Source organism: Comamonas sp. 26, from assembly GCF_002754475.1.
GTDB lineage: Bacteria > Pseudomonadota > Gammaproteobacteria > Burkholderiales > Burkholderiaceae_C > Comamonas.
The window spans coordinates 89,030-113,588 of record NZ_PEFL01000003.1; the positions used below are offsets into that span (position 1 = coordinate 89,030).

The following is a 24,559-nucleotide window of genomic DNA, read 5'->3' on the forward strand; positions in this document are numbered from 1 at the left end:
AGCCCCAAGGAGTCCACTGATGCAAAGACGTCAATTTCTGAGTCTGGGCGCCGCAGTGCCACTGTCCTGCCACCTAGGCAAAGGCATCGCAGCCCCTCTGCAAAACAGCTCGCCCCGCTTTTTGCTGGTTTTTCTGCGCGGTGCCTATGACTGCAACAACCTGCTGGTGCCTACGCACAGCGACTTTTACTATCAGGCCCGCCCCGGCATTGCCATTGCCCGCCCCGGCGCAGCCGATGGAGCCCTGCCGCTTAACAGCGAGTGGGGACTGCACCCCGCGCTGCAAGCCAGCTTGCTGCCCCTTTATCAGCAAGGGCAGGCCTGCTTTGTGCCATTTGCGGGGACGAACGACCTGTCACGCAGCCACTTCGAGACGCAAGACTCCATTGAGCTGGGCCAGCCATTGGATGGCCGTAAAAGCTTGACATCGGGCTTTCTCAATCGTCTTGCACAAGTGCTGCAGGCGGACCGACGCAGCCTCGCCCCCATGGCATTCACGGCACAAATGCCGCTGTCCCTGCGCGGCAATGCGGATGTGGCCAATATGTCGCTTGCCACCGCGGGCCAGGGCGCAGCGCTGGGCGCTCGTGCCCAAGTGATTGCATCCATGTATCAGGGCACAGCGCTAGAAACAGCTGCCCATGAAGGCTTTGCTACACAAATGGCTGTTCAGCGCTCCGTGCAGGAAGAAATGGACAAGGCCGGGCGTGATGCCATCAGTGCCAAAGGCTTTGGACTGGTTGCTCAGCGCATGGCCCATCTCATGCGCGAGCAGTTTGACCTGGGCTTTGTCGATGTGGGTGGCTGGGACACCCACGTCAATCAAGGTGGTGCCAGGGGCAACCTTGCCAACCGCCTGAGCGACCTAAGCAATGGACTGGCGACTTTTGCAGAAGCGATGGGGCCAGAGACATGGAGCCACACCGTCGTCGCCGTCATCAGCGAATTTGGCCGCACTTTCCGCGAAAATGGCAACAAGGGGACGGACCACGGCCACGGGACAGCGTACTGGTTTCTTGGAGGAGGGCTCGCCGCTCAGGCGGGCGGCAGAGTCATTGGTGAACAGATCGAAGTCACCGAGAAAGCGCTGTTTCAGAACCGCGACTACCCCGTGCTCAATGAATACCGCTCTGTACTGGGTGGCCTGTTTTCCCGTATGTACGGGCTAAGCGCTCAGCAGCTGCAGCAAATCTTTCCGGCTTCAGCCGCCGGAAAGCTACAACTGGTTTAGAGCAGCGAACAACGCTCTTGATACGTCGTAGCGAAGCCGCGACTCCCGTAAACCTTCGGTTGACTCGGTCGTGTCAGCAGTTCTTAGAACGACTCGCCTTTTTCCATGGCCCGGCGGTGGCGGAGCACAAACTCCTGATAGGTATCAATACCGCGCAACTGCAAGATGGCGTTGCGCACAGCAGCTTCCACCAGCACGGCGATATTTCGACCAGCCACCACCTGAATCACCACCTTGCGGATAGGCACACCCAGCACATCCTGAGTCAGCGGCTCGGCGGGCAGGCGCTCGTACTCGCGCTCCATGGTCTCCTTACGCACCAGATGCACAATGAGCTTGAGGCGCATCTTGCGGCGCACCGCAGTCTCGCCAAAGATGGAGCGAATATCCAGCAAGCCGATGCCGCGCACTTCCAGCAGGTTCTGCAGCAGCTCGGGACACTTGCCTTCTACCGTGGTCTGGTTGATGCGATACAGGTCCACCGCATCATCGGCCACCAAGCCATTGCCACGTGTGACCAGCTCCAGCCCCAGCTCACTCTTGCCCAGACCTGATTCACCTGTAATCAGCACACCCATACCCAGAATGTCCATGAACACGCCGTGCATGGTGATGCGGTCGGCAAAGTGCTTGGACAGATAAGCGCGCAGCACGTCGATGACGAAAGCAGACTGCTCCTTGGTCGAAAACAAGGGGATATGCGATCGCTCGCATGTGGAAATCAACTCGTCGGGCGCTTCCTGGCCATCCGCCAGCACCAGCACAGGCGGCTCCAGCGTCACGATTCGCGCAATGCGGCGCAGGCAATCCTGCGAGGTGGCATTGGTCAGGTAAGCGATTTCACGCTCACCCAGCACCTGCAGACGGTAGGGGTGGATGTAGTTGAGGTAGCCCACCAAGTCGGCACCAGAGCGGGCCGAACGCACGGCCATCTCATCAAAGCGGCGTTCAGAGGCACCGAGGCCCGCCACCCATTGCCAGCGCAGGCTGGAGTTGCGAAATGCCTCGAACAGTACGTCCGCACTGATGGCGCTGGGTCTCATGGCAAGGCCCTGTCAGTCAAAAAGAAGGGGACAAGCCTCAGGCCTGAGAGGCAACAGAAGACTGCCAGCTATCGATCATGCTGTGCAGCAGCTGTGCATCCGAGGAGGATTTCAGACGCTCGCGCAGCTGACTATCGCTGAGCAGCTCAGCAATCTCGGAAAGGATTTCGAGATGCTTTTGCGTCGCAGCTTCGGGCACCAGCAAAAAAATCAGCAGGCCAACAGGCTGCTCATCGGGCGCATCAAAGCCAATGGGGCTAGCCAACTGAAACACAGCAGCCATGGGAGCCGTCAGGCCCTTGATGCGACCGTGCGGAATGGCAACTCCGTGCCCCAGCCCCGTAGAGCCCAGACGTTCGCGAGCGAACAGGCTATCGGTGATCAAGGCACGAGACAGACCATGCAAGCTCTCAAAGAGTAAACCCGCTTCTTCGAAAGCGCGTTTCTTGCTGGTGACATCAACGCTCACAAGCACTTGAGCGGGTGGAAGGATAGAAGCTAGGCGATTCATGGTGTGATCAACAATTATGCACCGCTGCGCTGGAAACCGTGGGGAAACCCTGATCACTATCAAAAACCGCCCCATAGGGCGGCGTGTTTAGCGTTGTAACAAGGCTACAGCCATGCAACAAGTTGGCGCAAACGCAGGGTTTGCGCCTCACTTTCATCAAACTGACAGCTCCGCCAGCTGCATGCCATCCGTATCCAGACGTTTGGCTCCCAAGCGAGGCGCCTGCAGACGGGTTTTGTAGCGCATGACGACACGGTCAAGCTTGTCTGCCAGAGCATCCACGGCAGCGTAGAGGTCAAAGTGCTGCGTTTCTACAAACAAATCTTGCCCTTTGACCCGCACCGTGCAGCCGGCGCGCTGGCGTTTGTCTTTTTCCTTTTGCTTGTGAACGGTGAGAAGCACCTTTACGTCGACCACTTGATCGAAGTGCCTAAGGATGCGCTCCAGCTTGGCCATGACATAACTACGCAGCGAGGGAGTGACCTCCAGGTGATGGCCGCTAATCGTCAGATTCATAACAAAACACTCCTTTGCTCTCAGTGAAATTCAGCGGTCTCACAGCCCTTGATGGCTGTGCCGCAGCCTTGCAGTTCTGAATGCGCATTCGTCTTTGCCTGTGAATCCACTATGCGCCCGGCCTCAACCAAAGGCAAAGAAAAAACGCTGATAACGCAGCCTCATATGGGGCCTTGCATGTCAGTTTGATGACATGCTGTTTTGGCTACACAATGAATGGCTTTGAGCTGCATGAGAGGGGGACTTCTTTATGCTTCCAAGGCTTGTATCGCGGCATACCTGCCCACGCAAAGACCGTGACCGTCCAAACGCCTGCCCACGCCAGTAAAATCGCCTTTTACGCAGCCGCTTATCGAGCCTGCGACGCTGGCAGCCCCCTGTGGCTTCAGGCGCCTGCTGACCGACTGCTCGCCTGAATTGCCTGACAGCCTTCTATCTCGACCATGACCACCCAGCCTTCTGCCCTGCACACTTCCAACATTGCCTCGCTGCCATTGCTCGCACGTGGCAAGGTCCGCGACAACTACGCCGTGGGCGATGACCGCATCCTGATGGTGGCGTCCGACCGTCTGTCCGCTTTTGACGTGATCATGGGCGAGCCCATTCCCGGCAAGGGCGTGCTGCTGACGCAGATGGCACTGTTCTGGTTCGACAAGCTGGGCCATATCTGCCCCAACCACCTGACGGGCGAAGCCCCTGAGTCCGTGGTCAAGCCCGAAGAAGTCAAGCAAGTCGAAGGCCGCTCCATGCTGGTCAAGCGCTTGAAGCCCATCATGATCGAAGCCGTGGTGCGTGGCTACCTGGCTGGCAGCGGTTGGAAGGAATACCAGGAATCGCAGTCTGTGTGCGGCGTGAAGCTGCCCGCTGGCCTGACAAATGCAGCCAAACTGCCCGAGCCCATCTACACCCCCGCCGCCAAGGCCGAGATGGGTGACCACGACGAAAACATCACCTACGAGCGCACCGTGGAAATGGTGGGCGAGCAACTGGCCGCCCAGATCCGCGACACGGCTATTCGCATCTACAAGGAAGCAGCCGAGATCGCCCTGACCAAGGGCATGATCATTGCCGATACCAAGTTCGAATTCGGTCTGACCGAAGAGGGCGAGCTGGTGCTGATGGACGAAGTGCTGACCCCCGACAGCTCGCGCTACTGGCCCGTGGAAGGCTATGCCGACGCACTGGCCGCTGGCGCCAACCCTCCCAGCTACGACAAGCAGTTCGTGCGTGACTGGCTGGAGCAGGCTCAGGTCAACGGCAAGCCATGGGACAAGAAGGCGCCATCGCCCCGCCTGCCCAAGGAAGTGATCGACAAGACCGCTGCCAAGTACCGCGAAGCGCTGGAACGCCTGACCGCCTGAGCAAGCTAAGCGCTGAATAAAGAATGGCCCCCGGACAAAAATCCGGGGGCCATTCTTTTTTGATAGCTGCCAGCGCCTGTTGTACCTGGGCTAGACCCCTGAAACACTACAAATCACCAGCTATCCAGTGCTGAGACATGCAGACCGTGGCAGCGCCACCGCAAACGGCTGCAACGACGTATCAGCGCCGCTGCGGCGGACTCATTAATGGTGGTGGCCGTGGCCACCGTGTACGTGTTTGTGGGCAATTTCTTCGGGCGTCGCTGCGCGCACTTCATTGACCACGGCGGTAAAGCGCAGGGCCACACCAGCCAGAGGGTGGTTGCCGTCCAGCTGTACCACAGGGCCCTTGATCTTCACGACGTTGTAGATCTGGGGCTCGCCCTGATCGTTGGCACCGCGCAGCTGGCCGCCGACCTTCACGCCCGCTGGGAACTCGCCCTTGGGGATGGTGCGCAGCAGGCTCTCGTCGCGTGCGCCAAAGGCATCTTCCACGGCCAGATCCACGGTCACGGTATCGCCCTTTTGCTTGCCGTCCAGAGCGGCTTCGACCTTGGCGAAGATATTGTCATAGCCACCGTGCAGGAAGGCGACATCGCCCTTGTCCAGCAGTTTGACGGCCACGCCGCCCGCGAGCAGCTCGTGAATCTTGTAGTTGATGGTGACAGCGGTGTCTTTGGTGATGTTCATGGCTTGGCGTTCGGTCAAAACAAAGCCGCCACGGCCCGCAAAGGTCGTGGCAGTCAGGCGCACATTGTGGCAGCGTTTAAACAACCGCCGCAGGGGGCGCGTTTTCAGGCCGTTGCCACTACAGGCGGCAGATCATCTTCGGTCGCACCGGGGTAGCGGGCAAAACGACGATTCTCAGCACCATGCACCGGGTCGTTGTCCTTCCAGGGCCAGCCGCCGAACTGGGTGCGGCGGTAGTCCTGCATGGCCTGCATGATCTCTTGCTGCGTGTTCATCACGAAGGGGCCGTACTGCGACACGGTTTCGCCAATGGGCTTGCCCTGCAGCAGTACCAGCTCCACCACGTCGTCGCCGGTGTTGACCAGCTCAACGTCGCTTTGCGCATCGATGTGCATGGCCAGATGCTGCTTCACGGCTTCGCCGCCCACAGACAGGCTCTTGCCCATAAAGAAGTAGAGCATGCGGTGAGTTTCAGCCCCTGCGGCCTTGGGCATGGTCCAGCGGGCACCGGGCTCCAGCTCCAGCGTCCAGATGGCGACATCGCTGCCAGCCTCCGAAGCCCAGGACTCGGGAGGAGGCGGCAAGGTCTTGTCCACGCCTTCCAGCGCGCCAGCCACCACGGTCACTTTGGTCTTCTTGCCTGCCGCATCGCTGAAGGTCACGCGCGGAATCTGCTCGTTCCAGAACATGGTGAAGTGCGGCTCCACCATCTTGTTCTTGGCGGGCAGGTTCAGCCAGATCTGGAACAGCTCCAACGGGTTGGGCTTGTCGCTGTTGAGCAGCGGGAACATCTCAGAGTGCTGAATCCCCTTGCCGGCCGTCAGCCACTGCACATCACCGCCACCAAAGCGCGCAGCCGCGCCCAGCGAATCGGCATGGTCGATGCGGCCCTTGCGCACCAGCGTCACGGTCTCAAAACCGCGGTGCGGGTGGCCGGGGAAGCCAGGAATCGGCTCGCCGTGGTACATGGAAAAGCCATCCTTGGCACTGAAATCGCTGCCCATCTCGCGGCCCTCCAACTCCACGGCCTGCACACCCATCTTGCCGTTGCTAGCAGGGTAGGTGTCATCGTGGTGAGCGCAGAACAGGAAAGGATCCAGACAAGGCCAGCGTGGGCCGAGTGGAGCGCTTTCGAGAATGGTTTTGCGATTCGTGGTCATGGAGTTCTCCTCTTGAGGGCCGCTGCCATCTGCAGGGCCTGAGTTTCAAAGATAAGGCCTGACCACCTGATTGAAAGACATCACTGGCAGGACAGTGTTTTCAGGTTTTGCAACAGCGACAAAGACCGCCACCGCTCAGTCACGCGGCGGCATGTTCAGACCTTTTTGCACGGCTGGCCGGGCCACAAAGGCTGCCAGCACACGTTGCAGTTCGGGGAAATCGCTCCAGCCCACCAGCTCAGCGGCGTTGTAACCGGCCTCCACCACCATATTGCGCACCCAGGGCCAGATGGCAATGTCCGCCAGCGTGATCTGCTCGCCCATGATCCACTCGCGGCCCTGCATACGCTGCTCCAGCACCCCCAGCAGACGCTTGGATTCATTCACATAGCGGTCACGGGGGCGCTTGTCTTCAAAATCCTTGCCCGCGAACTTATGGAAGAAGCCCACTTGTCCAAACATGGGGCCGACGCCGCCCATCTGGAACATCAGCCACTGCAGGGTTTCATAACGCGCAGCAGGGTCTGCAGGCAGCAGCGGGCTGCCGGTCTTTTCGGCCAGATAGATGAGGATGGCTGCCGACTCAAACAGCGCCAGCGGCTGACCGCCGGGGCCTTGCGGGTCGATGATGGCGGGAATCTTGTTGTTGGGGAAGGTTCCCACAAACTCGGGCGTGAGCTGGTCATTGGTCTGAAAGCTGACCAGATGGGCCTCATAGGGCAGCTGCATTTCCTCCAGCGCGATCGACACTTTCACGCCATTGGGCGTAGGCAGCGAATACAGCTGAATGCGCTCGGGGTGCTGAGCAGGCCATTTGCGGGTGACAGAAAAATCGGCGAGGGTGCGGGTCATGCGGCGGTCTCCTGAAAAGAATGCTTTGCCGCATCGTAACGGCAGAGCTTGCTCAGCGCAGCAGCTGCCAGAACATCTGCACACAGGGCGATGGTGCCTGCTGCATGCTCACCATGGCAATGCGCGAGTGGCGCGCGGCATCGGCCAGCGGCTGCAACACCACGCCGGGAGGGCAAATGCGCTCATACACACTGGGCACGATGGACAGGCCCAGCCCGGCGGCCACCAGCGCCAGCATGGTCGAGGTTTCGCGCGCTGGCTGGGCGATGTGCGGCACAAAGCCGGCTTCGCTGCACAAGGCCAGAATATGTTCGTGCAGCCCGCCGCCCAGCACGGTGGGGTGCAGCACAAAAGGCTGATCGGCCAGAGCGCTCAGCGCCACGGGTAGCGAATCTGCCGCCTGCCTGGCGGGCAGGGCCAGCATCAGCTCGTCGCGCCACAGCGTTTGCTCGCGGATGGGCACGGGAATGCGAAACGCGGGCGAAGGCCGCATAAAACCAATATCAATCTGCCCGGCAGTCAGCGCCGCAATCTGCTCGCCCGTGGTCATGTGCTGTAAATCCAGCTCGACCTCGGGGTAGCGGGTGCGGAAGTCACGCAGCATGGCCGAGAACTCGTCAAACAACGGCACCGAGGCGGTGAAAGCAATGCGCAGCCGCCCTGCCAGCCCATGGGCAGCCATGCGGCACAGCTCACCAGCCTGCTGGTGCAGCTCCACGATCTGTCTGGCTTTTTCCTGCAGCAGCAGGCCCGCAGGCGTCAGCGTGACCGCCCGGCGCGAGCGTTCAAACAGCTGCACCCCCATTTCCTGCTCCAGCAGGCGTATCTGCTGGCTCAGCGGGGGCTGGCTCATGTGAAGGCGCTGGGCAGCGCGGCTGAAGTTCAGCTCATCGGCCACGGCCAGGAAACAAGTGAGGCGGCGCAAATCCATAGGACGATTTTCGTATCAAGTCCAGACGCAAACGGTATTGGACGGAAAGACCGCGACTTTTCACAATCCCATCAGCCGCAAAAGCTATGACAAACATAGCTGCTTGCGCTTATTCAATAAGGGTTCAAGGCCATTTGAACCTAATCAAGAACCGAGAGACATGATGCAAGCCTTTGCCCTTTTCACCGCCCGCCGCGCCCTGCTGATCAGCGCTGTTGCCCTGGTCGCTGGCTGCGCCCAGCAGCCCGCCAGCCAGAGCAGCAAAGAGCCCGTACGCCTCATGACCTCGGGCGGCTTTACGGCAGCGCACAAGCTGCTGGCTCCGCAGTTCACGGCACAGACCGGCATTGCGGTTGAATCGGCCTATGGCTCCTCCATGGGTTCATCGCCCACCTCCATTCCCAACCGTCTGAGCCAGGGTGAAAAGGCCGACGTGGTGATTCTGGCGCGCGGCGCGCTGGATGATCTGGCGGCCAAGGGACTGGTCAAGCAAGGCACGCAGATCGATCTGGTGCGCTCTGCCGTGGGTATAGCCGTCAAAAAAGGCGCGCCCATCCCCGACATCAGCAGCGAAGACAAGCTGCGCCAGGTGCTGCTGAATGCCAAGAGCATTGCCTACTCGGCCAGCGCCAGCGGTACTTATTACGAAACCCAGATGCTCAAGAAGCTGGGCATTCACGATCAGGTCATGCCCAAGAGCAAAAAAATCGTGACTGAGCGCGTTGGCACCATCGTAGCCAGAGGCGAGGCAGAAATCGGCCTGCAGCAGGTCAGCGAGCTGCTGCCCATTGAAGGCATCAGCTATGCCGGCACGCTGCCTGACTCGGTTCAGCACTACACACTGTTCTCGGCAGGCACGGCCAGCACCTCCACCAACCCGCTGGGGCTGGAACAGCTGCTGAAGTTCTACACCTCGCCCGGCGCTGCCAAAGCCATTCGCGACACGGGTCTGGAGCCGATTGCCAAGCCTCGCTAATCCACCCTGTAAAAGACAAAGCCCGCAGGCAGGCCGTGCGGGCTTTGGTATTTCAGCTGGAGAGACTCAGCGCTTGACGCCTTGCGGCGCTTTTTGCACCAGCGCCACCGTCAGGCCCTGAGCCGTGACCGTGATGGTGCCGGGCTCCATGGCCAGCGCATCGACCAACGCCAAATCCTGATCTTGCAGCTGATAAAGCACCATCTGGCCCATGGCCTGCTCGGCCAGCGCCGTGGAATAAGTACCCAGCATGTCGCTGAGCGCGGGCGACAGGCCGTCAATGTTCAGCTGGTTGACCTTGATCTGGTGAGCGCGCAGCGTGCGGTCCGAGGGCTCGTAGCGCAGGGCAAAGTCCACATCCAGCAGACCGCTGAAACGCTCCTTGAGCACTTTGCCGCTCAGCTCAGCCGGAATGACGGCGTTGAGCATGTTGCGCTCGGGCCGCATGCTCAGCTGCGGCACCTGCAAATCCAATTGCAGCAACCCCGCCACGGGGAACTGCTTGGGGAAACGCCTTGCCAGCATCTCCTGCAGTTTCTGCTGACTCACACTTACGCTGCTGGGCACTGATTTGCCCGAGCAACCTGCAGCGACTATACCCAGACCCATTGCTGCCGACATCAACCATGCGCGCCGATTCATCACGACCACCCAACTCCGTAAAATCTGATTCAAAAACAATGGGAACGCTTGACAAACCAGTGCTTAACGCTATGGTTTTTGAATAATCCATTGTCTCTCGCTTGCTATTCCACAGAGTCTCGATGGGTGTTTGAGGTTCCCCATTTCTTACTATCTGCAGGTAAAAGTCTGTTGTTTAACGTCCTGCCTGCGCGCAGGTTGACGCAAAAGCCGCAGCAGCGCTCCATGCACAATGACTTACATGAATGCTCACCCCACTCCCACCCATGAGGCCCTGGCAGCAGCGGCCGCAGATGCCACCCTGCCCGATCAGGTTCTGACCCAATGGTTTGGTAGCGCCAGACCCGGCAACGCACAGGCTTTGCAGTACAAGAGCCGGTGGTTTACCAAGTCCCCAGCGTTTGATGAGGAGCTGCGCGAACGCTTTGGTGTGGCGGTTGAGGCGGCCTTGGGCGGCGGCCTGCAGCACTGGTCTGCGCAAGGGCCGTGGCAGCATCTGGCACTGGTGGTGCTGCTCGACCAGTTCACGCGCAATATCTTTCGCAACACGCCCAAAAGCTTTGCGGGCGACCCGCAGGCGCTGACGCTGGCTTTGCAGGCCATGCAGTCAGGTGCTGACCAGCAACTGCCCGAGGTGGTGCGCGTCTTCATGTACCTGCCGCTGGAGCATGCCGAAGACCCTGCCATGCAGCAGCGCTGTGTGGCCGCGTTTGATGCCATGCACCAGGCCGCCGAAGATGCAGAGTTGCGCGAGTACCTGGCCGGATCGCTGGACTACGCCCACCGCCATCAGGTGGTGATTGAGCAGTTCAGCCGCTTTCCGCATCGCAACGCAATTTTGGGCCGCACCAGCACGGCTGAAGAAGCAGCGTATCTGGCCCAGCCCGGCTCTGGCTTCTGACGACCTTTACGAGCCGTGCGTCGCCTCACGCAGCGCGGGCTCTTTGCGCGGCTGCGGCTGACGCGCAGGCTTGCTGCCCGCATCGCGGTAGCGCATGGCCCAGCGCTCTACCGTATAGAACGACAGGGCAGACAGGGCTGTCGAAATCAGCAGCCCCAGCACCACCGTCACCGGCCACGAGTAATCGGCCCGCAAATAGCGCACCACCGGGTAGTGCCAGAGGTAAATGCCGTAGGACAGCTGACCCAGCTTGATGAACAGCGGCGCTGTCAGCATTTCATAGACCAGCCCCGTGGGCTTTTGCACGGCCAGCAGCACGACCAGTGCGGCACACTCCACAACCGTAATGCCCCAGACCATGGCGTGCTGGTTGTCCCACTCCAGCTCCATGATCAGCGGCACGGCAAGCACAAACCACATGGTGTAGGCGCGCAGGGATTGAAGGCTCTCGATCCACTTAGGCTTTTCCAGCGTCAGCGCCGCCAGCAAGGCACCTGCCAGCAGGCCCGAGGCGCGGGTATCAAAGCGGAAGAAAATCTCGTAGAACTTCTGGTCCTGCATGACCCAGAAGATGCGCCACAGCGTGCTCAGCACCCACAGCGCCAGCAGCGGTGCCCACACCCTGCCCGGCGTGGCCTTGCGCAGCAGCAAGACCAGCAGTGGCGGCCAGATCAGATAGAAATGCTCCTCCACCGACAGCGACCACATGTGCAGCAGCGTGTCCGGGCTGTCGAAGAAAGCGATGCCGTAGTCGGCCAGGTAGAGGATGGAGACCAGTGCGTCTGAGTAGATGTCCGTCAAATCCGGCCAAAGAAACGGAGCCACCACGCAGTAGACGCCCAGAAACAGCGCCAGCGCCGGCATCAGCCTGAAAAAGCGGCGGCGGTAAAAGCGCCAGTAATCCAGCTTGCCATGCTGCTGGAACTCCATCAGCAGCAGCGAAGTGATCAAAAAGCCGCTGAGCACAAAGAACAGATCGACACCGAAGAATGCGCCATCAAACATAGGCGCATGTGCGTGCGAGAGCAGCACCAGCACAATGGCAATGCCTCTCAACCCATCAAGCGCTGGGTTGTAGCGCAGCTTGAAAGCTGACTCCACCAAAACCGGACACCTTTCCTTTCGCTCAGGCACAGGCCGAGCTTGCGATCCACAAAACACAGCCATGCCCATGCACGGCTGTTGCAGTATTCAGAGTTTGCGCAAAAAGGCAGTAACAGCTCTTTGCAGCGACCCGAAGTCGCAGAGCGTGCGGAGCACGCTCAAAGCGCCTGAACTGTGCAGGCCTCGCAGTCCTTCATCCCCCGCCATCAAGCAGCAAGAAATGGCGCGAGCCCGCAGCCAGGCGGCTGGTTATCTGTTGACAAGTGAACAGATTCGGGGGATTTAAACAGATTTTTTCGAATATCCAAAACCAAAAACCCCGGCGATTGGCCAGGGGCTGGATGTTCGAAAGCTGTTTTAACAATTAAGAACAAAAAAGGCCTGCTTCGCTACATCTGCAAGCGCTAGCAGCTATCAAATTTGATACTACAAAGATAATTTCAAAGACGCTTTTTGCGCCCGCAGACCGGGGCGCTTTGGTGCACATCGCGCCAGAGCAGCATCTCGGCAATCCGCTCGGACTTATCGTCGTCAAACCCAAGTTTCTGTGCGCGCTCTGCCGGGTTGACCCAGGTGCCGAACAGCATGTCCCACAGCGGCAGACCATAGTTCTGCGCATGGTGACCATGCTGATGGTGCACGGTATGCATCTCGGGGCGCTGCAGCACATAGCCCAGCCAGCGCGGCGTGCGCAGGTCGGCATGGGTGAACAAATCAAACGCTGCGGTCAGTCCCAGGGCCACGGCAGCTGCGGCCGGGCTGGCACCCAGCACCCAGTAGCTGGAGATCACGCTCAGCAGCATGGCCGCAGCAGAATCCAGCGGGTGGGCGTAAAACGAAGTCAGCACCTCGATGCGCCGCGCGCTGTGGTGCAGCTGGTGGAACATGCGCCACAGCAGATCAGACGCATGGGTGGCGCGGTGCCACCAGTAAAAGACAAAGCTGGTGATGAAAAAGCTCAGCAGCCCCACCAGCAAAGGGTTCCAGCGCGCGCCCACATCCAGCAGCGCGTGCTGGCGAATGCGCTCTTCAAGCACCCAGCCCAGCGCCAGCGTGCACACCAGCGTCAGCGCGCCCAAAGCACTGCTGTAAATCAGCCAGCGCCGGTCGCAGAGATTGCGCGACGCAGGCGCAATCACCTCGCGGGTGAACACAGCGACAAACATCAGCGCAATCAGTGGGTAGACCAGATACTCCAGCACGGCAATTACTCCCCTTGAGTTATGCCTTGCAGTCTATCGATGCTTGCAGCGACCGTGCCTTACTGGGGCAATACAAACTGCTCCAGCGACGTGTCGTTGGGCGCTGCCAGCTGCTTCTTGAGCATCTCGCCCATGGGCAGATTCAGATTCACGTTCTTGGGCGGGATGGGCTGCATAAACCACTTGGCGTAGAGCTTGTGAATTTCACCCGAGCGGATCATCTGCAGGATGGCTCCATCCACGGCCTTCTTGATCTGCGGGTCGTTCTTGCTGAACTGGATGGCGATGGGCTCGGCACCAATCACCTCGCCCACGATCTTGTAGCCCTTGGGGTTCTTGCTCTGGCCAATCACGCCGGCCAGCATGTTGTCGTCCAGCACAAAGGCATCGACGCGGCCGGACTCCAGCAGCAAAAAGCTCTCGAACTGGTCCTTGCTCATCAGCGTCTTGAAGTTCAGCTCGTTATCGCTGGCGTACTTGCGCAGAATCTGCACCGCCGTCGTGCCGGTGATGGCCCCCACGTTGCGGCCCTGCAGCTGCCTGAAGGAGGTGATGCCCGAATCGGCACGCACGGCCATGCGCACCTCGCTGACATAGGTGGTCAGGCCAAAGGCCACCTGCTTCTGGCGCGTGAGGTTGTTGGTCATGCTGGCGCAGTTGAAGTCCGCCGTGCCGTTGTTGATCAGCGGCATGGTGTTCTGCGGCGTCAGCACCATGTATTTGAGCTGGGCCTTGGGCGCAATGGCCTGCACCACGCGCTCGCACAGCTCCATGTGATAGCCGACGAACTTCTCGTTCGCACCCAGCGCATAGACCATGGGCGTGGCCGCTTCGCGCGTGCCCAGCACCACGGTGCCGCCGGCCTGCCAGCGCTGCAGCGTGGGCGATGCAGAAACATCAACGGTCGTATCAATGTTGGCACCCAGCTCTGGCTTCACAGGCTTGCCCGCTGCCATGGCCGAACCTGCGCACACCAGCGCTGCCGCCAGCCAACCCCATTTCAACGACTTGCTCATCACCCACACTCCCAAAACAAAAGCGCCGAGACCTATGGCCATCGGCGCTTATCACCAACCCAATCCGGCAAACACCTCATGTCCATGTACACGAGGCCCTTGTCCGATTGTCGTTGCTCACTTATTGCTTTCAGTGGAATGCTTATTCCGCACCGGGCTCCATACGTCGCGTTTCACGGGGCTGACCCCATCAGTTCGCGCAGGCGCTGGTGGGCGCTGCTGGCTTCATCGGCGTTTTGCTGGTGCTTGGCTTGCAGATAGCGCTCGGTAAACACGCCCAGATAACTCTCTAGCACCTGACCGGCATGCACATCGGGAGCGTCACCGACCAGCTCCAGGCACAGCGCCGCCACCTCGCTGGTGCAAAAATGGTCATCGCGCTTGGATCTGCGTAATTGATAGCGCGAGAGCAAATCCGGGTGCAGGCTGAGCACCGGAAATCCATCCAGATACGGACTCTTGCGAAACATCTTGCGCGCCTCGGACCAGGTTGCATCCAGCAAGATAAACAGCGGGCGCTTGCCCGCTTGCAGCGCAGCCCTGCCCGGCTCATCCAGCGACTGCACCACGCGCTCTGGCGACTGCGCATATTCACCGGGGAAGACGACGTAAGGCTGCCACTGAGGGTCGGCCAACAAGGCCTCTATCTGCGGGTCCACCTCGGTACGCGACCAGCCAAAGGCATAGGTCTCGCGCACCACATCGGCAATCAGCCAGCCGGTGTTGCTGGGCTTGAGCGGCTCGGCGTCATGCATCAGCAGGCAGAACGCAGCGCGTGTGCCCAGCTCAGGGCGCAGCGCGCACATGCAGTGACTGGGGCGCAGGCGGCAGCCCTCGCAGCGCTCGCCCTTGGGGCCGCCACGCGCCAGAAACGGCCGCGTGCTGCGCGCCAGCCGCGCCGTGCGCAGGCGCGATACGGCGTGGGGCGCAACGGCAGACTCCACGCTGCGCACATGGGTCAGCAGTACAGGCACATCGTTGGTCATCGTCATGGTTTCATCACCCCGGAAAGCATCAGCTCATCCACCCACAGCTTCCAGCTCAAACAGCGGCAGCTCGGCCTTGCGGCTCAGCCACACTCCGCCGCCCAGCTCCTTGAAATGGGGCTGCAGGCCACGGCGGTACAGCTCGGCACGGTGGCGGTACAGGCGCGAATCGGTCAGGTCTTCGTCGATGATGTCACGCTCGTAGTCTTCTTTGGCCACTGCTTCGATGTAGAGGCCGCCACGCGAGAGACGGCCCAGATTGGTCAGCGCTTTTTTCAGATCAGCCGGGCTCAGATACGGCAGAACGCCCTGGCAAATCACCAGGTCAAACGGCTGGCCATCCTTAGGTCGATAGTCCACCACCGAGCCCTGCTCCCAGCCATAGCGCTCGCACAGATAGGGGCTGAATTCCACGCCGTGATAACTCACGCCGGGAAAGTGTGCTTCCACCGCCTCGCGCCACAGGCCAATGCCGCAGCCAACATCGAGAACGCGCTGCACAGGCACGCGCAGATACGCAAGATACGAGCAGACAAACGCACCCAGCCGACGGGCGTGCTCGGGGTCGATCACGCTGGTCTTTTTGTCAAAGTAAAAGCGCTGGTAATACGCCTCGTCAAACCACTCGTTGCTTGCAGATTGCACGCAGCCTCCTTCAAAAAACAAACGGCGCCCGAAGACGCCGAAACTTCAAAAACCGACGCTGACTCAGCAAGGAGACAGCAAGCAAGGGCAGCCCCGCAGCGAGGCTGTCGTCCCCCTTCCGCGAAGCGAGAAAGGGGGAAGGCGCGCCGCGCCTCAGGGAATTAAATTCGTCCAATCACAGACCAGCCCTTGCGCTGATCCTGCTTGTTGTTTTCGTAATCCCACACCGTGCCGCAACGCTCACAGACATAACGGGTCACCGTCACCGAGTTGGAGCCGCGATCTTCCTTGCGGTTGCCGTGCTGCATCAGTTCGGCATGGCCGGGGGCTTTGCGCCAGTTGCGCTGAATGCCGGCGCAGCTGTCGCACAGATGGTCTTCGGCAGGATTGGTGGTGTTGGTCATGAAAAAGCTACTGGAATGTGGTGCAGAGCCCGGACGCATGCCCGCGCTGCAAAGCAGCCATTGTGCCGCCTGCCCCGGATTTTCACCGGCGACAGGGTCAGCATCACCGCTTGCAACTCAGTCTCTCAAGGCATTCAGCGCCCGGCCCCAAGGGCAGCGAGCAAGGGCCGCCCCGCAGCGACGGTGTCATCCCTGAGGGAGGAGGCGCACAGCGCCTCAGGAGCTCAAACCTTTGCCGGACGATGCAGCAAGCAAATTTTGTTGCCCGATGGGTCACGCAGATACGCCAGATACAGCGCACCCACGCCCTCGCCGCGCCAGCCCGGAGCCTCTTCAATCGATTGGCCGCCAGCCGCCAGGCCCGCTGCATGGGCCGCGTTCACCTGCTCAACAGACTGCGCGGCAAAACCCGTAGTCGCGCCATTGCCCGCTGTGGCGGGAGAGCCGTCAATCGGCGTCGTGATCGCAAATGTGCCCGTGGGGCTGCGGTAGAAAAAACGGTTCTTGTTGGCAACGCCAGGCGCAATGCCCAACTGGCCCAGCAGTGCGTCATAAAAGCGCTTGCCGCCTTCCAGATCATTCACGCCCAACATGATGTGACTAAACATGGTTGTCTCCTAGGTGAGCCCGGTTGCAGGCCGATAACGGGAAATCCGGGGGCCATCGTACCGGGCTTTTCGTGGAAGCAGTCGTCTTATTTCTTTGATAGAAAAAAGGGCTGTAGCGCTTTCTGAATAAGCGCCAGCAGCTATCAAAACCACAAAACACCATGGCATACCCCACTTGTTTTTGCCTGTGCAGATGCTGCGCCCGCACATTCAGGCGCGTCACCGCCCTAGGCCATCATTCCTGCTTGATTTAGACTGCTACAACTTGGTTACATATAAGAACCAATGACTGCTAGCACCACAACGGTGCACAAGGCAGTGACCACTCCAACCCCGCACCGTGAAATGGCAGACGATGGCCCAACCGTTTTTTGATCCCGTGCTGTTCATCAAGGAAGACTCGCCCACGGCGGTCGATCTTCTGCAGACTCCGTACTTCTGCAATATCGACGGATACCCCCACTACCGCGCCACACCGCCCGAAGGCCAGAAGCCGCTGGAGGCCGCCGCGATGGACCCCAAGGTCGAGATCGGCAACGAATACCACGTCCTCTCTGCGACCACCACACACCCCGATCCCAAGTACGGCAATCAGACCCGACTGGAGTTCCAGGCCAGCGAAGTCAAGTACCAAGCCTTGCCAGCCACACGCCAGGCGGCTGAAGCCTTCGGGATGACCTTGATTGAGCCAGGCCAGAGCATTTACATCACCAGTCCGCAGCCACGTCTTTCACTCGTCGACCTGGAGTTCGGCATGTTTGCTGGTCACCGATCGCCCTATGAAGGAACCGGAAACCGCTTACTGGGCAAGGTCTGTACCGATCTCGAACATCACGATTTCCCGCACATCTTCACCTCCATCGACCCGCATTTGCCGCTGGTAATTTCCGTGGGCAAATACTGGCCTCAGACGCAAAAAATCCGCCTGGCCGACCTCTGGCTGCCACGTGGCCACGCCCTGTACGTCCCGCCCAGACCCAAGCTGCTTGGGCAGACCTGCCTGGCTCTGCACGGCAACCGCAACTCCGCCCTGGCCTGCTGGCAAGGCACAGGGCGCAGCAGCGTCAGAACCCAGACACTGCTGCAGACCGAAGACAGCTATTTCTACTGGTTCTGGAACGAGCTGCCCTCCATCCACCCACCTCTTGATCCCACAGGAGCGTCCCATGCTTGATCGCCCCCCCCGCCTGCGCACCCTGGAGCCCGACACAGACAACGGCCTCTACCAAACCCTGCTGGAATCCACCTTGGCGATTCCCTTCAAAATTGACTGGGCCAGCAAGAAATACAGCTATATCGGCCCTCAGATCGAAGAGCTGCTGGGCTGGAGCCCCGAAAGCTGGGAAACCGTCAATGACTGGGCCGAGCGCATCCACCCCGACGAGCGCGAACAAACCGTCTCGCGCTGCGTGGAGCTCTGCATTGCCGGGGTCGATCACGAAGCCGAATACCGCGCCCAGACCAGCGACAACCGTTTTGTCTGGGTCAAGGAAGTCGTGCATGTGCTGTGCGACGAACAGGGCCAGACCACCGCCCTGATCGGCTTCACCTTCGACATCACCGAGCAGAAAAAAAACGAGCAATTACGGGCCGAGCTGGAGGCCGAAAAACTCTCCAACGCCCGCCTTCAGGAGCGCTTGCGCCTGACCCACGACCTGCACGACGGCGTGGGCGGCGAGCTGGTCCACATGATTGCCTCCGTAGAGCAAGGCAGCGCCTCTCTGACCCGGCCCCAGGTGCTCTCCATGCTCAAACTCATCCGCAGCGACCTGCGCCAGAGCATTGACAGCAGCGCCTCAGCCCAGGTGCGCGTGCCCGCCACACCACAAGAATGGCTGGCCCCCTGCGCCGCCGCTTCAACGACCTGTTCGAGGCCCTTGGCATCCACTGCGACTGGCAGTTTCCGCAAAACTGGAGCACACCGCCCAATGCGCTGCAATACCTGGCGCTGACCCGGCTGATTGAAGAAGCGCTGACCAACATCATCAAGCACAGCCAGGCCCGCCATGTGCGCCTGCTGCTGACGCAGCGCCAGCCTCATGCGCTGGTGCTGGAGATCGAAGATGACGGCGTGGGCTTTGACGTGCAGGCCGTGGATGCATCGGGCCTGGGCATAGGCATGCGATCCATGGCCGTGCGGGTTGCGCGAGTCGGCGGGATGCTGGGAATTGACTCTCAGGCCGGGCGGACGGCGTTGACGGCTCGGGTGGTGCTGGGGTCTGAGGATTAAAGTGTTTTTAGGCTGTAGCGCTTATTGGTTAAGCGCTGGTCGCTATCAAAATCTTTTAGCTTAGTCAGCGGCAGAGGCCGGGTCTCGCCCCGGCTGGCGAGTTACCTTTCTTGCTCGCACAAGAAACGTAACCCAAAGAATGCGACCCGATTGTCTGCGTCCCTGCGCTTCGCTCCGGGCAAACCTGCGTCACGCCATTCAGTCTGCGGTGCCGCCCAACTCGCTTCGCGCTTGCAGCGCTTCGCTCAAACAAACGGCGGCAAGTCAGATCACGATGCATTGGCACTCTGCGGTGCCAATGCCCACAGCCCGAACCGCATGCCGCAGGCGCAGACACACGGGTGAGAGCGGATTCGGATGGCCTGCATGAGTTGTGACGAAATCAACCTACAACGCCTATCCAGATTGCGGTAGCAGCTATCAATTTATTAAAGAAGCTATCCCGCATTCGGTATCTCACCCCTTGTGCCCACGCCTGCGACGGCGGCCTCTTGGGGCTGGCGGCTGCACCGCAGAGTGCAGCCGCATCGTCATCAAATCTGCGGCAATGTGTCTGAACGGAGAGCAAAGCTCGCAGTGAGTTTTGCCGCACAGCCCCAAGAGGTTGACGGCGCAGGTTGCCCCGCAGCGCAGCGAAGGGGTCGGGGGCAGTAGGGGTGCAGCTCTTTGCCTACTTTCTTGCGGAAGAAAGTAGGTCGGCTGGCGGGCCGAGACCCGCCCTCTGTCCACCAATCAGGCATGTCGTTCAAACAAAAAATTAAAGAAAATCGGCCCCAAACCAAAGTACATAAAGCGTAAGCAGCTATCAAAACAGCATCGCTTTGTCGCCAGCGACAGAGGCCGGGAGTCGCCCCGGCAGGCGAGTTACCTTTCTTGCTCGCACAAGAAACGTAACCCAAAGAATGCGCCCCGACTATCTGCGTCCCTGCGCTTCGCTACGGGCAAACCTGCGTCACGCCATTCAGTCTGCGGTGCGGCAAAACTCACTGCGCGGCATGCCGCTCCGTTCAAACACATTGCCGCAAATTGGAGAACGAAGCATTGGCACTCTTCGGTGCCAATGCCCGCAGCCTGAACGACGTGCCGCAGGCGCAGACACACGGGCGGGAGCGGGTACGGACGGCCTGCGAGAGCTATGGCGAAATTAGCTTCCAGAGCTTATTCCAATTGCGGTATCAGCTATCAATTTGATAAAGAAGCTATCCCGCTCCCGGTATCGCCCCTTGTGCCCACGCCTGCGACGGCGGCCTCTTGGGGCTGGCTGCTGCACCGCAGAGTGCAGCAGCATCGTCATCAAATCTGCGGCAATGTGCTTGAACGGAGAGCGAAGCTCGCAGTGAGTTTTGCCGCACAGCCACAACAGGTTGACGGCACAGGTTGCCCGCAGGCGAAGCCGGAGGGTCGTGGGCAGTAGGGGTGCGGCTCTTTGCCTACTTTCTTGCAGAAGAAAGTAGGTCGGCTGGCGGGCCGAGACCCGCCCTCCGTTACTAACTCATAAGAGACTTACTCAGAAAAATCCTATATCTCCCATCTAGCAAAAATCTCCTCACATCCGGCCTCTATATCTTTTAATCGACTTTTTGTCGATTTCGGAGCCTCGTAAATCTCACCTGTTGGATTATCAATTATTAATATTTTCTTTGGATCAATTTTATTCCCGCCCGTATAGTTATCCTCCAAATGCTTTTTCATTATTGTGGCAGTATACTCAGCCGAGTCTTTCTCTAGACTAGCACTTTGTGAGAAGTGAAATTTAATACACCCAACCACCTCTTCTGTATCTGCTGACAGCAGCATCAAATCCGGCTTTGCACCAACCTTTACGCCAGATATTTCAATTGAATTTTCTTGAAAATCAGACCCTTTTCTGATTAAGCAATTCTTAACTACTATTTCATCTTCTAGTTCAATAAAATCTTCAATGGCGGCACCTGATGCATTTTTTGTGCTCTGCGAAAAATTATTGTCTGACACATAATTTTTAAGCTCAATCGATTTTTCCAAAAGCTGCTGAGAAGATATATTTCCAGACAAATAGTCACAAATTGCATTTCGTGCATCTGTGTAATGCATGGCGGGAAATCCACCTTCCTCCTGAATGGTTTTAATAATGCTTCTTCTTCTCCGAGCTGAAGCTGTCAGATATTCACCAAGCTTATTTGCCGTAATCTTTGCTTCCATACATACCTCCTCTAAAAAAACACATTAAAAAATCAAACTTGAATTGCCTTATATGTCGCACGAGTTGTCGCTACATAAACCAACCTGGCCTCCAACGCCCCATCTTTCTTCACATCCTTGACACGACGCTCTTCATCCGAAGTAACGACGGCCACCACAGGCCACTCCAGCCCCTTGCTCGCATGCATGGTCATGAGCTTGATGGAATCGTGCTCAGGTTTAAAGTCACCGGGCTTCAGGCGCACGCGATGCGGCAAGCCCTTGCGGCGTAAGGCATCGGCGCACAGAAACATCTCGTCCTTATGGCGGCACAGCACGGCCATCTCGCCCCAGGCGTGGCCTTGGGCATGCTGGTCGGCCAGCAGCTCGGCCACGCGGGCGGCGCGTTCTGAAAACGTAGGCAAGTCGATGACGATGGGCTCGGGGCCTTCGCGGCCGCAGCTCAGGGGTTTGAGCAAGGGGATGCCGTCTTCGTCCTTGGCGTCTTCCGGGGTGAGCATGTCGCCCGCCACGCGGTGGGCCAGTTGCAGTATCTGGCGGGTGTTGCGGTAGTTGATCTTGAGAATGGTGGTGCGGCCAGACGCCTGTATGCCCACGCTTTTGAGGCTGAAGTTGCGCTTCTGGCCCCGGTCGTAAATGCTTTGCGCATCGTCATAAAGTAGCAGCAGACTGTTGGTAGTGGGGTCCACCATTTGCGTGATGAGCTTGAGCCATTCGGGCGCAAAGTCATGGCCTTCGTCGATCAGGATGGCGTGGTACTGGCCGCCGGGAATGTGTTTGGCATCCACGCCCTTGATGACGCTGCGCGCAATCTCGTCAAACTTTTTGCTGACATGCAGCGCATCCAGCTCTGGCGTGTAGAGGTTGTAGGCGGTGAGCTGGGCACGCGTCCATTTGTCCCAGTGCACCACATGCACGCGGTCTTGCAGGCCTTTGGCGGCGATGCTGGCGGCCAGCTTCACGCCCAGCGGCTCGTTGTAGCAAAGCACGAGGATGGGCTTGCTGCCCGGGCCTTGGGTCTGCGCCAGATGCTCGGCGCGGTAGCCGAGGATCATGGTCTTGCCTGAGCCTGCGACGCCGTGAATGACGCGGTGGCCGTCGCCCAGGCTGCGGGCCAGCTGCTCTTGCTGCAGGTCCATCACACGCATGATGTCGGGCAGCTCGTCTTCGTCAGGCTCCAGGCCTTCGCCAAACAGTTGTTGCTGCTGGGGCACGCGCACTTCGGGGAAGAGAATCCAGCGAATGCGGTCGAGCTGCGGCAGGGTGATAAGCGAGCGAAACGGGTAGGGAAACATGGCCCAGAGCCGCTGCTGAAAAGCCTCTGCATCCACGTCTTCCTGCATCTCGTCTTTGCAGATGACCAGATGCTCAGCAATCGCGTTGCCCAGCCCCGCATCGGTGAACTGTTTGCGGGTAATGCGGGTGAGCACCACGCCATGACCCCACGGGAAGGCGAGCTTGCCTTGGTGCGGGCCTTCGCCTTGCACCAGTTGCGGATCGGCCTCCAGCGCATTGACGACGCGAATCGCGCCATGGCGGGCCTGTGCCAGCGGGTTGATGGTGGTGGTAGGACGACCATCAGGAATGATGTCGAAATACTGCGGCGTGGCTTGCTTGATCGTCTCCAGATGCCAGTCTTTGGTCTCCAGAATCAGGGCCCCGCGCCGAGGGTGAATCACGATGAAGTCAGGCCGCGTCTGCATCGGGCCCACGGGTACGTCCCACCACAGCAAATAATCGTCTTCCAGCTTCTGCTGCAAGCGCTCTGCCAGCCGTTTTTCACCGCTGGTCATTCGCCCCGCGCAACTGCCGAGCGCGGGTATTAATACCGCCATTGCCCCACCTCTTACTTGTATCTTCTTGTTTCGAGAATGAGGGGTTTATAGCCGATTCAACCTTTTTGAATCTTGCAAAAACAATTAAAGCTGTCGCTCACATTGGCTGTAATTCGGTTTTGGCTTTGTTTCGGATATGGATTGCGGTTGATATTCGGGACGCGTTTTTTCTTCAGCAGCGGACGAGCCGTTAAAGAACGATTTCAAGTCAAATCCGCCTCTAGCCCAATCAAATCAAGCGTTGGCAGCTATCAAAATATATTCAACTTGGTTGTCAGAGGCAGAAACCTGGCCTGCAAAGCTTCAGCAAACAAATCGGGCATGTGACCCAAAGAAATCACATGCCCGATCTGCTCTCAATCAAGGCGCACAAAGCGCCAGCAGCTATCAATATTCCAGGCAAATCTTGCCAAAGTGCTTGCCCGCCGCCTGATGCGTAAACGCATCCACCATTTTTTCCAGCGGGTAGCGGCTGTCAATCACAGGCTTCCAGCCAAAGTTCTCCAGCGCCCGCACCATGTCTTGTTGCTGCTCGCGGCTGCCGACGATCAGGCCCTTGAGGGTTTGCTGCTTGCGCATCAGCTCCAGCGTTGGCACGGCACCGGCAATGCCGGTCAGCACGCCAATCAGCGCGATATGGCCGCCCACGGCGCAGGCGCGGATGGACTGGGGCAGCGTGCCGGGGCCGCCCACTTCGACCACGATGTCAGCGCCGCGCCCGCCGGTGGCGGCCAGCACCGCGTCGCCCCACTCAGGGGTGTCCTGGTAGTTGATGACCACGTCGGCCCCCAGAGCCTTGAGCTGCTCGGCCTTGGCATGGCTGGATGTGGTGGCAATGACTTGCGCGCCCATGCTCTTGGCCATTTGCAGCGCAAAGATGGAGACGCCACCCGTGCCCAGCACCAGCACGGTGTCGCCAGCCTGAATGCCGCCATCCACCACCAGCGCGCGCCAGGCGGTGAGGCCAGCGGTGGTGAGCGTGGCGGCTTCGGCATGGCTCCAGCCCTTGGGGGCGTGGGTGAAGCTGGTGGCGGGAAGATTGACGAGTTCACGCGCAAAGCCGTCCACACCATCACCGGGGACCAACTGGAAGTCCGACGGCACCTTGCGGCCCGACAGCCATTGCGGGAAGAAGGTGGAGACCACGGCATCACCCACGGAAAATTCGCTCACGCCTGCGCCCACGGCGGTGACGACGCCTGCGCCGTCCGCCATGGGAATGCGGCCGTCGGCGGCCGCGCCGGGGCGACGCACCACGCCCAGGTCGTGGTAGTTGAGCGAGCTGGCGTGAATGCGCACCTGAATCTCACCGGCCGCAGGGGCTGAAGGCGCGGGCAGATCGGCCAGCTTCAGATTCTCGAATCCGCCGGGGGCGGCAAGTTGCATGACTTTCATGGAGGCTCCTCAAGGGCGTGAAGTACAGATGCCGTGCATGGTGCCGCCAAAGGTTGCAGCGCGCCAGTACCAACATATTTGTTGGGTAGTATTAAAAATGTAAGTAATGCGCCAGCACTGACGGGCGGTAGGATGGCGC

At 59.5% G+C, this 24,559-nt stretch carries 23 protein-coding genes and 1 pseudogene; 6 read left to right on the plus strand and 18 right to left on the minus strand.

From position 1 onward, the window contains the following. The first annotated feature begins 19 nt into the window (after nucleotides 1-19). Complete coding sequence (locus CLU84_RS18605) at nucleotides 20-1,231, plus strand: DUF1501 domain-containing protein (RefSeq protein ID WP_099739256.1); 1,212 nt, start codon at nucleotides 20-22, stop codon at nucleotides 1,229-1,231. An 83-nt stretch (nucleotides 1,232-1,314) separates the two neighbouring features. Here the strand turns inward: CLU84_RS18605 and hprK are convergent, their stop codons facing one another. From hprK to hpf, 3 genes are all read right to left on the minus strand, one after another. Next, entirely contained in the window at nucleotides 1,315-2,274 is a 960-nt protein-coding gene (gene hprK / locus CLU84_RS18610; protein WP_099739258.1) for an HPr(Ser) kinase/phosphatase, read from the minus strand. Nucleotides 2,275-2,311: 37 nt separating this feature from the next. Further along, a complete protein-coding gene (locus CLU84_RS18615) occupies nucleotides 2,312-2,785 on the minus strand; it encodes a PTS sugar transporter subunit IIA (RefSeq protein WP_099739260.1) in 474 nt (157 codons plus the stop codon). Nucleotides 2,786-2,941: 156 nt separating this feature from the next. After that, the gene (hpf, locus tag CLU84_RS18620; RefSeq protein ID WP_099739262.1) at nucleotides 2,942-3,301 is read right to left on the minus strand and encodes a ribosome hibernation-promoting factor, HPF/YfiA family; all 360 of its coding nucleotides are present in this window, start codon (nucleotides 3,299-3,301) and stop codon (nucleotides 2,942-2,944) included. Nucleotides 3,302-3,744: 443 nt separating this feature from the next. Between hpf and CLU84_RS18625 the strand changes: the two genes are divergently transcribed. After that, complete coding sequence (locus CLU84_RS18625) at nucleotides 3,745-4,662, plus strand: phosphoribosylaminoimidazolesuccinocarboxamide synthase (protein ID WP_099739265.1); 918 nt, start codon at nucleotides 3,745-3,747, stop codon at nucleotides 4,660-4,662. 204 nt (nucleotides 4,663-4,866) lie between these two features. On the opposite strand, the gene CLU84_RS18630 is transcribed toward CLU84_RS18625, so the two are convergent. From CLU84_RS18630 to CLU84_RS18645, 4 genes are all read right to left on the minus strand, one after another. Continuing rightward, a complete protein-coding gene (locus tag CLU84_RS18630) occupies nucleotides 4,867-5,352 on the minus strand; it encodes a peptidylprolyl isomerase (protein ID WP_099740042.1) in 486 nt (161 codons plus the stop codon). Nucleotides 5,353-5,456: 104 nt separating this feature from the next. Next, on the minus strand, nucleotides 5,457-6,512 hold the full coding sequence (locus CLU84_RS18635) for a pirin family protein (protein ID WP_099739266.1): 1,056 nt from the start codon (nucleotides 6,510-6,512) through the stop codon (nucleotides 5,457-5,459). A gap of 135 nt (nucleotides 6,513-6,647) precedes the next feature. Then, on the minus strand, nucleotides 6,648-7,364 hold the full coding sequence (locus CLU84_RS18640) for a glutathione binding-like protein (RefSeq protein ID WP_099739269.1): 717 nt from the start codon (nucleotides 7,362-7,364) through the stop codon (nucleotides 6,648-6,650). 52 nt (nucleotides 7,365-7,416) lie between these two features. Next, nucleotides 7,417-8,295 (minus strand): LysR family transcriptional regulator, encoded by an 879-nt coding sequence (locus CLU84_RS18645; RefSeq protein WP_099739270.1) that lies wholly within the window; start codon nucleotides 8,293-8,295, stop codon nucleotides 7,417-7,419. Nucleotides 8,296-8,458: 163 nt separating this feature from the next. Between CLU84_RS18645 and CLU84_RS18650 the strand changes: the two genes are divergently transcribed. Beyond that, nucleotides 8,459-9,271: a substrate-binding domain-containing protein gene (locus CLU84_RS18650; protein WP_099740043.1), complete on the plus strand. Its 813-nt coding sequence runs from the start codon at nucleotides 8,459-8,461 to the stop codon at nucleotides 9,269-9,271. Nucleotides 9,272-9,337: 66 nt separating this feature from the next. Here CLU84_RS18650 and CLU84_RS18655 read toward each other — a convergent pair whose 3' ends face one another. After that, on the minus strand, nucleotides 9,338-9,820 hold the full coding sequence (locus tag CLU84_RS18655; protein WP_233210307.1) for a DUF1439 domain-containing protein: 483 nt from the start codon (nucleotides 9,818-9,820) through the stop codon (nucleotides 9,338-9,340). 325 nt (nucleotides 9,821-10,145) lie between these two features. Here CLU84_RS18655 and CLU84_RS18660 point away from each other — a divergent pair, with 325 nt between their 5' ends. Beyond that, nucleotides 10,146-10,814: a DUF924 family protein gene (locus CLU84_RS18660; RefSeq protein WP_369826886.1), complete on the plus strand. Its 669-nt coding sequence runs from the start codon at nucleotides 10,146-10,148 to the stop codon at nucleotides 10,812-10,814. A gap of 6 nt (nucleotides 10,815-10,820) precedes the next feature. On the opposite strand, the gene CLU84_RS18665 is transcribed toward CLU84_RS18660, so the two are convergent. The 7 genes from CLU84_RS18665 to CLU84_RS18695 all read right to left on the minus strand — a co-directional run bounded on the left by CLU84_RS18665 (nucleotide 10,821) and on the right by CLU84_RS18695 (nucleotide 16,779). Beyond that, nucleotides 10,821-11,918 (minus strand): acyltransferase, encoded by a 1,098-nt coding sequence (locus tag CLU84_RS18665; protein ID WP_099739276.1) that lies wholly within the window; start codon nucleotides 11,916-11,918, stop codon nucleotides 10,821-10,823. A 440-nt stretch (nucleotides 11,919-12,358) separates the two neighbouring features. Beyond that, entirely contained in the window at nucleotides 12,359-13,120 is a 762-nt protein-coding gene (locus CLU84_RS18670) for a sterol desaturase family protein (RefSeq protein WP_233210308.1), read from the minus strand. 59 nt (nucleotides 13,121-13,179) lie between these two features. Then, nucleotides 13,180-14,136 carry a transporter substrate-binding domain-containing protein gene (locus CLU84_RS18675; RefSeq protein ID WP_099740046.1) on the minus strand — a complete coding sequence of 319 codons (957 nt, stop codon included), beginning with the start codon at nucleotides 14,134-14,136 and terminating at the stop codon, nucleotides 13,180-13,182. Between the two features lie 173 nt (nucleotides 14,137-14,309). Beyond that, entirely contained in the window at nucleotides 14,310-15,122 is an 813-nt protein-coding gene (locus CLU84_RS18680; protein ID WP_369826897.1) for a tRNA-uridine aminocarboxypropyltransferase, read from the minus strand. Nucleotides 15,123-15,155: 33 nt separating this feature from the next. Next, complete coding sequence (locus CLU84_RS18685; protein ID WP_099740047.1) at nucleotides 15,156-15,767, minus strand: class I SAM-dependent methyltransferase; 612 nt, start codon at nucleotides 15,765-15,767, stop codon at nucleotides 15,156-15,158. A gap of 161 nt (nucleotides 15,768-15,928) precedes the next feature. After that, complete coding sequence (locus CLU84_RS18690) at nucleotides 15,929-16,171, minus strand: hypothetical protein (RefSeq protein WP_099739281.1); 243 nt, start codon at nucleotides 16,169-16,171, stop codon at nucleotides 15,929-15,931. Between the two features lie 224 nt (nucleotides 16,172-16,395). Beyond that, a complete protein-coding gene (locus CLU84_RS18695; RefSeq protein ID WP_099739283.1) occupies nucleotides 16,396-16,779 on the minus strand; it encodes a VOC family protein in 384 nt (127 codons plus the stop codon). A gap of 340 nt (nucleotides 16,780-17,119) precedes the next feature. Between CLU84_RS18695 and CLU84_RS18700 the strand changes: the two genes are divergently transcribed. Together CLU84_RS18700 and CLU84_RS18705 are read left to right on the plus strand one after the other, a co-directional pair. Further along, entirely contained in the window at nucleotides 17,120-17,953 is an 834-nt protein-coding gene (locus CLU84_RS18700) for a hypothetical protein (RefSeq protein WP_233210309.1), read from the plus strand. Next, nucleotides 17,946-19,009 (plus strand): annotated as a pseudogene (locus CLU84_RS18705) (PAS domain-containing protein). The gene CLU84_RS18700 and the pseudogene CLU84_RS18705 overlap by 8 nt, the downstream one beginning before the upstream one ends. Before the next feature lie 1,518 nt (nucleotides 19,010-20,527). Here CLU84_RS18705 and CLU84_RS18710 read toward each other — a convergent pair. From CLU84_RS18710 to CLU84_RS18720, 3 genes are all read right to left on the minus strand, one after another. Then, nucleotides 20,528-21,190 (minus strand): hypothetical protein, encoded by a 663-nt coding sequence (locus CLU84_RS18710; RefSeq protein ID WP_099739288.1) that lies wholly within the window; start codon nucleotides 21,188-21,190, stop codon nucleotides 20,528-20,530. A gap of 32 nt (nucleotides 21,191-21,222) precedes the next feature. Further along, nucleotides 21,223-23,025, minus strand: coding sequence for a 3'-5' exonuclease (locus CLU84_RS18715; protein ID WP_199173800.1), 1,803 nt, complete (start codon nucleotides 23,023-23,025; stop codon nucleotides 21,223-21,225). Nucleotides 23,026-23,412: 387 nt separating this feature from the next. Next, nucleotides 23,413-24,420: an NAD(P)-dependent alcohol dehydrogenase gene (locus tag CLU84_RS18720; protein ID WP_099739292.1), complete on the minus strand. Its 1,008-nt coding sequence runs from the start codon at nucleotides 24,418-24,420 to the stop codon at nucleotides 23,413-23,415. Nucleotides 24,421-24,559: the final 139 nt, after the last annotated feature.

Coding starts and splice junctions, on each gene's coding strand:
- CLU84_RS18710 (WP_099739288.1), bottom strand. CDS start 21,190: ATGGAAGCAAAGATTACGGCAAATAAGCTTGGTGAATATCTGACAGCT.
- CLU84_RS18615 (WP_099739260.1), bottom strand. CDS start 2,785: ATGAATCGCCTAGCTTCTATCCTTCCACCCGCTCAAGTGCTTGTGAGC.
- CLU84_RS18630 (WP_099740042.1), bottom strand. CDS start 5,352: ATGAACATCACCAAAGACACCGCTGTCACCATCAACTACAAGATTCAC.
- hprK (WP_099739258.1), bottom strand. CDS start 2,274: ATGAGACCCAGCGCCATCAGTGCGGACGTACTGTTCGAGGCATTTCGC.
- CLU84_RS18650 (WP_099740043.1), top strand. CDS start 8,459: ATGCAAGCCTTTGCCCTTTTCACCGCCCGCCGCGCCCTGCTGATCAGC.
- CLU84_RS18720 (WP_099739292.1), bottom strand. CDS start 24,420: ATGAAAGTCATGCAACTTGCCGCCCCCGGCGGATTCGAGAATCTGAAG.
- CLU84_RS18660 (WP_369826886.1), top strand. CDS start 10,146: ATGACTTACATGAATGCTCACCCCACTCCCACCCATGAGGCCCTGGCA.
- CLU84_RS18640 (WP_099739269.1), bottom strand. CDS start 7,364: ATGACCCGCACCCTCGCCGATTTTTCTGTCACCCGCAAATGGCCTGCT.
- hpf (WP_099739262.1), bottom strand. CDS start 3,301: ATGAATCTGACGATTAGCGGCCATCACCTGGAGGTCACTCCCTCGCTG.
- CLU84_RS18675 (WP_099740046.1), bottom strand. CDS start 14,136: ATGAGCAAGTCGTTGAAATGGGGTTGGCTGGCGGCAGCGCTGGTGTGC.
- CLU84_RS18715 (WP_199173800.1), bottom strand. CDS start 23,025: ATGGCGGTATTAATACCCGCGCTCGGCAGTTGCGCGGGGCGAATGACC.
- CLU84_RS18625 (WP_099739265.1), top strand. CDS start 3,745: ATGACCACCCAGCCTTCTGCCCTGCACACTTCCAACATTGCCTCGCTG.
- CLU84_RS18605 (WP_099739256.1), top strand. CDS start 20: ATGCAAAGACGTCAATTTCTGAGTCTGGGCGCCGCAGTGCCACTGTCC.
- CLU84_RS18635 (WP_099739266.1), bottom strand. CDS start 6,512: ATGACCACGAATCGCAAAACCATTCTCGAAAGCGCTCCACTCGGCCCA.
- CLU84_RS18680 (WP_369826897.1), bottom strand. CDS start 15,122: ATGACCAACGATGTGCCTGTACTGCTGACCCATGTGCGCAGCGTGGAG.
- CLU84_RS18695 (WP_099739283.1), bottom strand. CDS start 16,779: ATGTTTAGTCACATCATGTTGGGCGTGAATGATCTGGAAGGCGGCAAG.
- CLU84_RS18645 (WP_099739270.1), bottom strand. CDS start 8,295: ATGGATTTGCGCCGCCTCACTTGTTTCCTGGCCGTGGCCGATGAGCTG.
- CLU84_RS18690 (WP_099739281.1), bottom strand. CDS start 16,171: ATGACCAACACCACCAATCCTGCCGAAGACCATCTGTGCGACAGCTGC.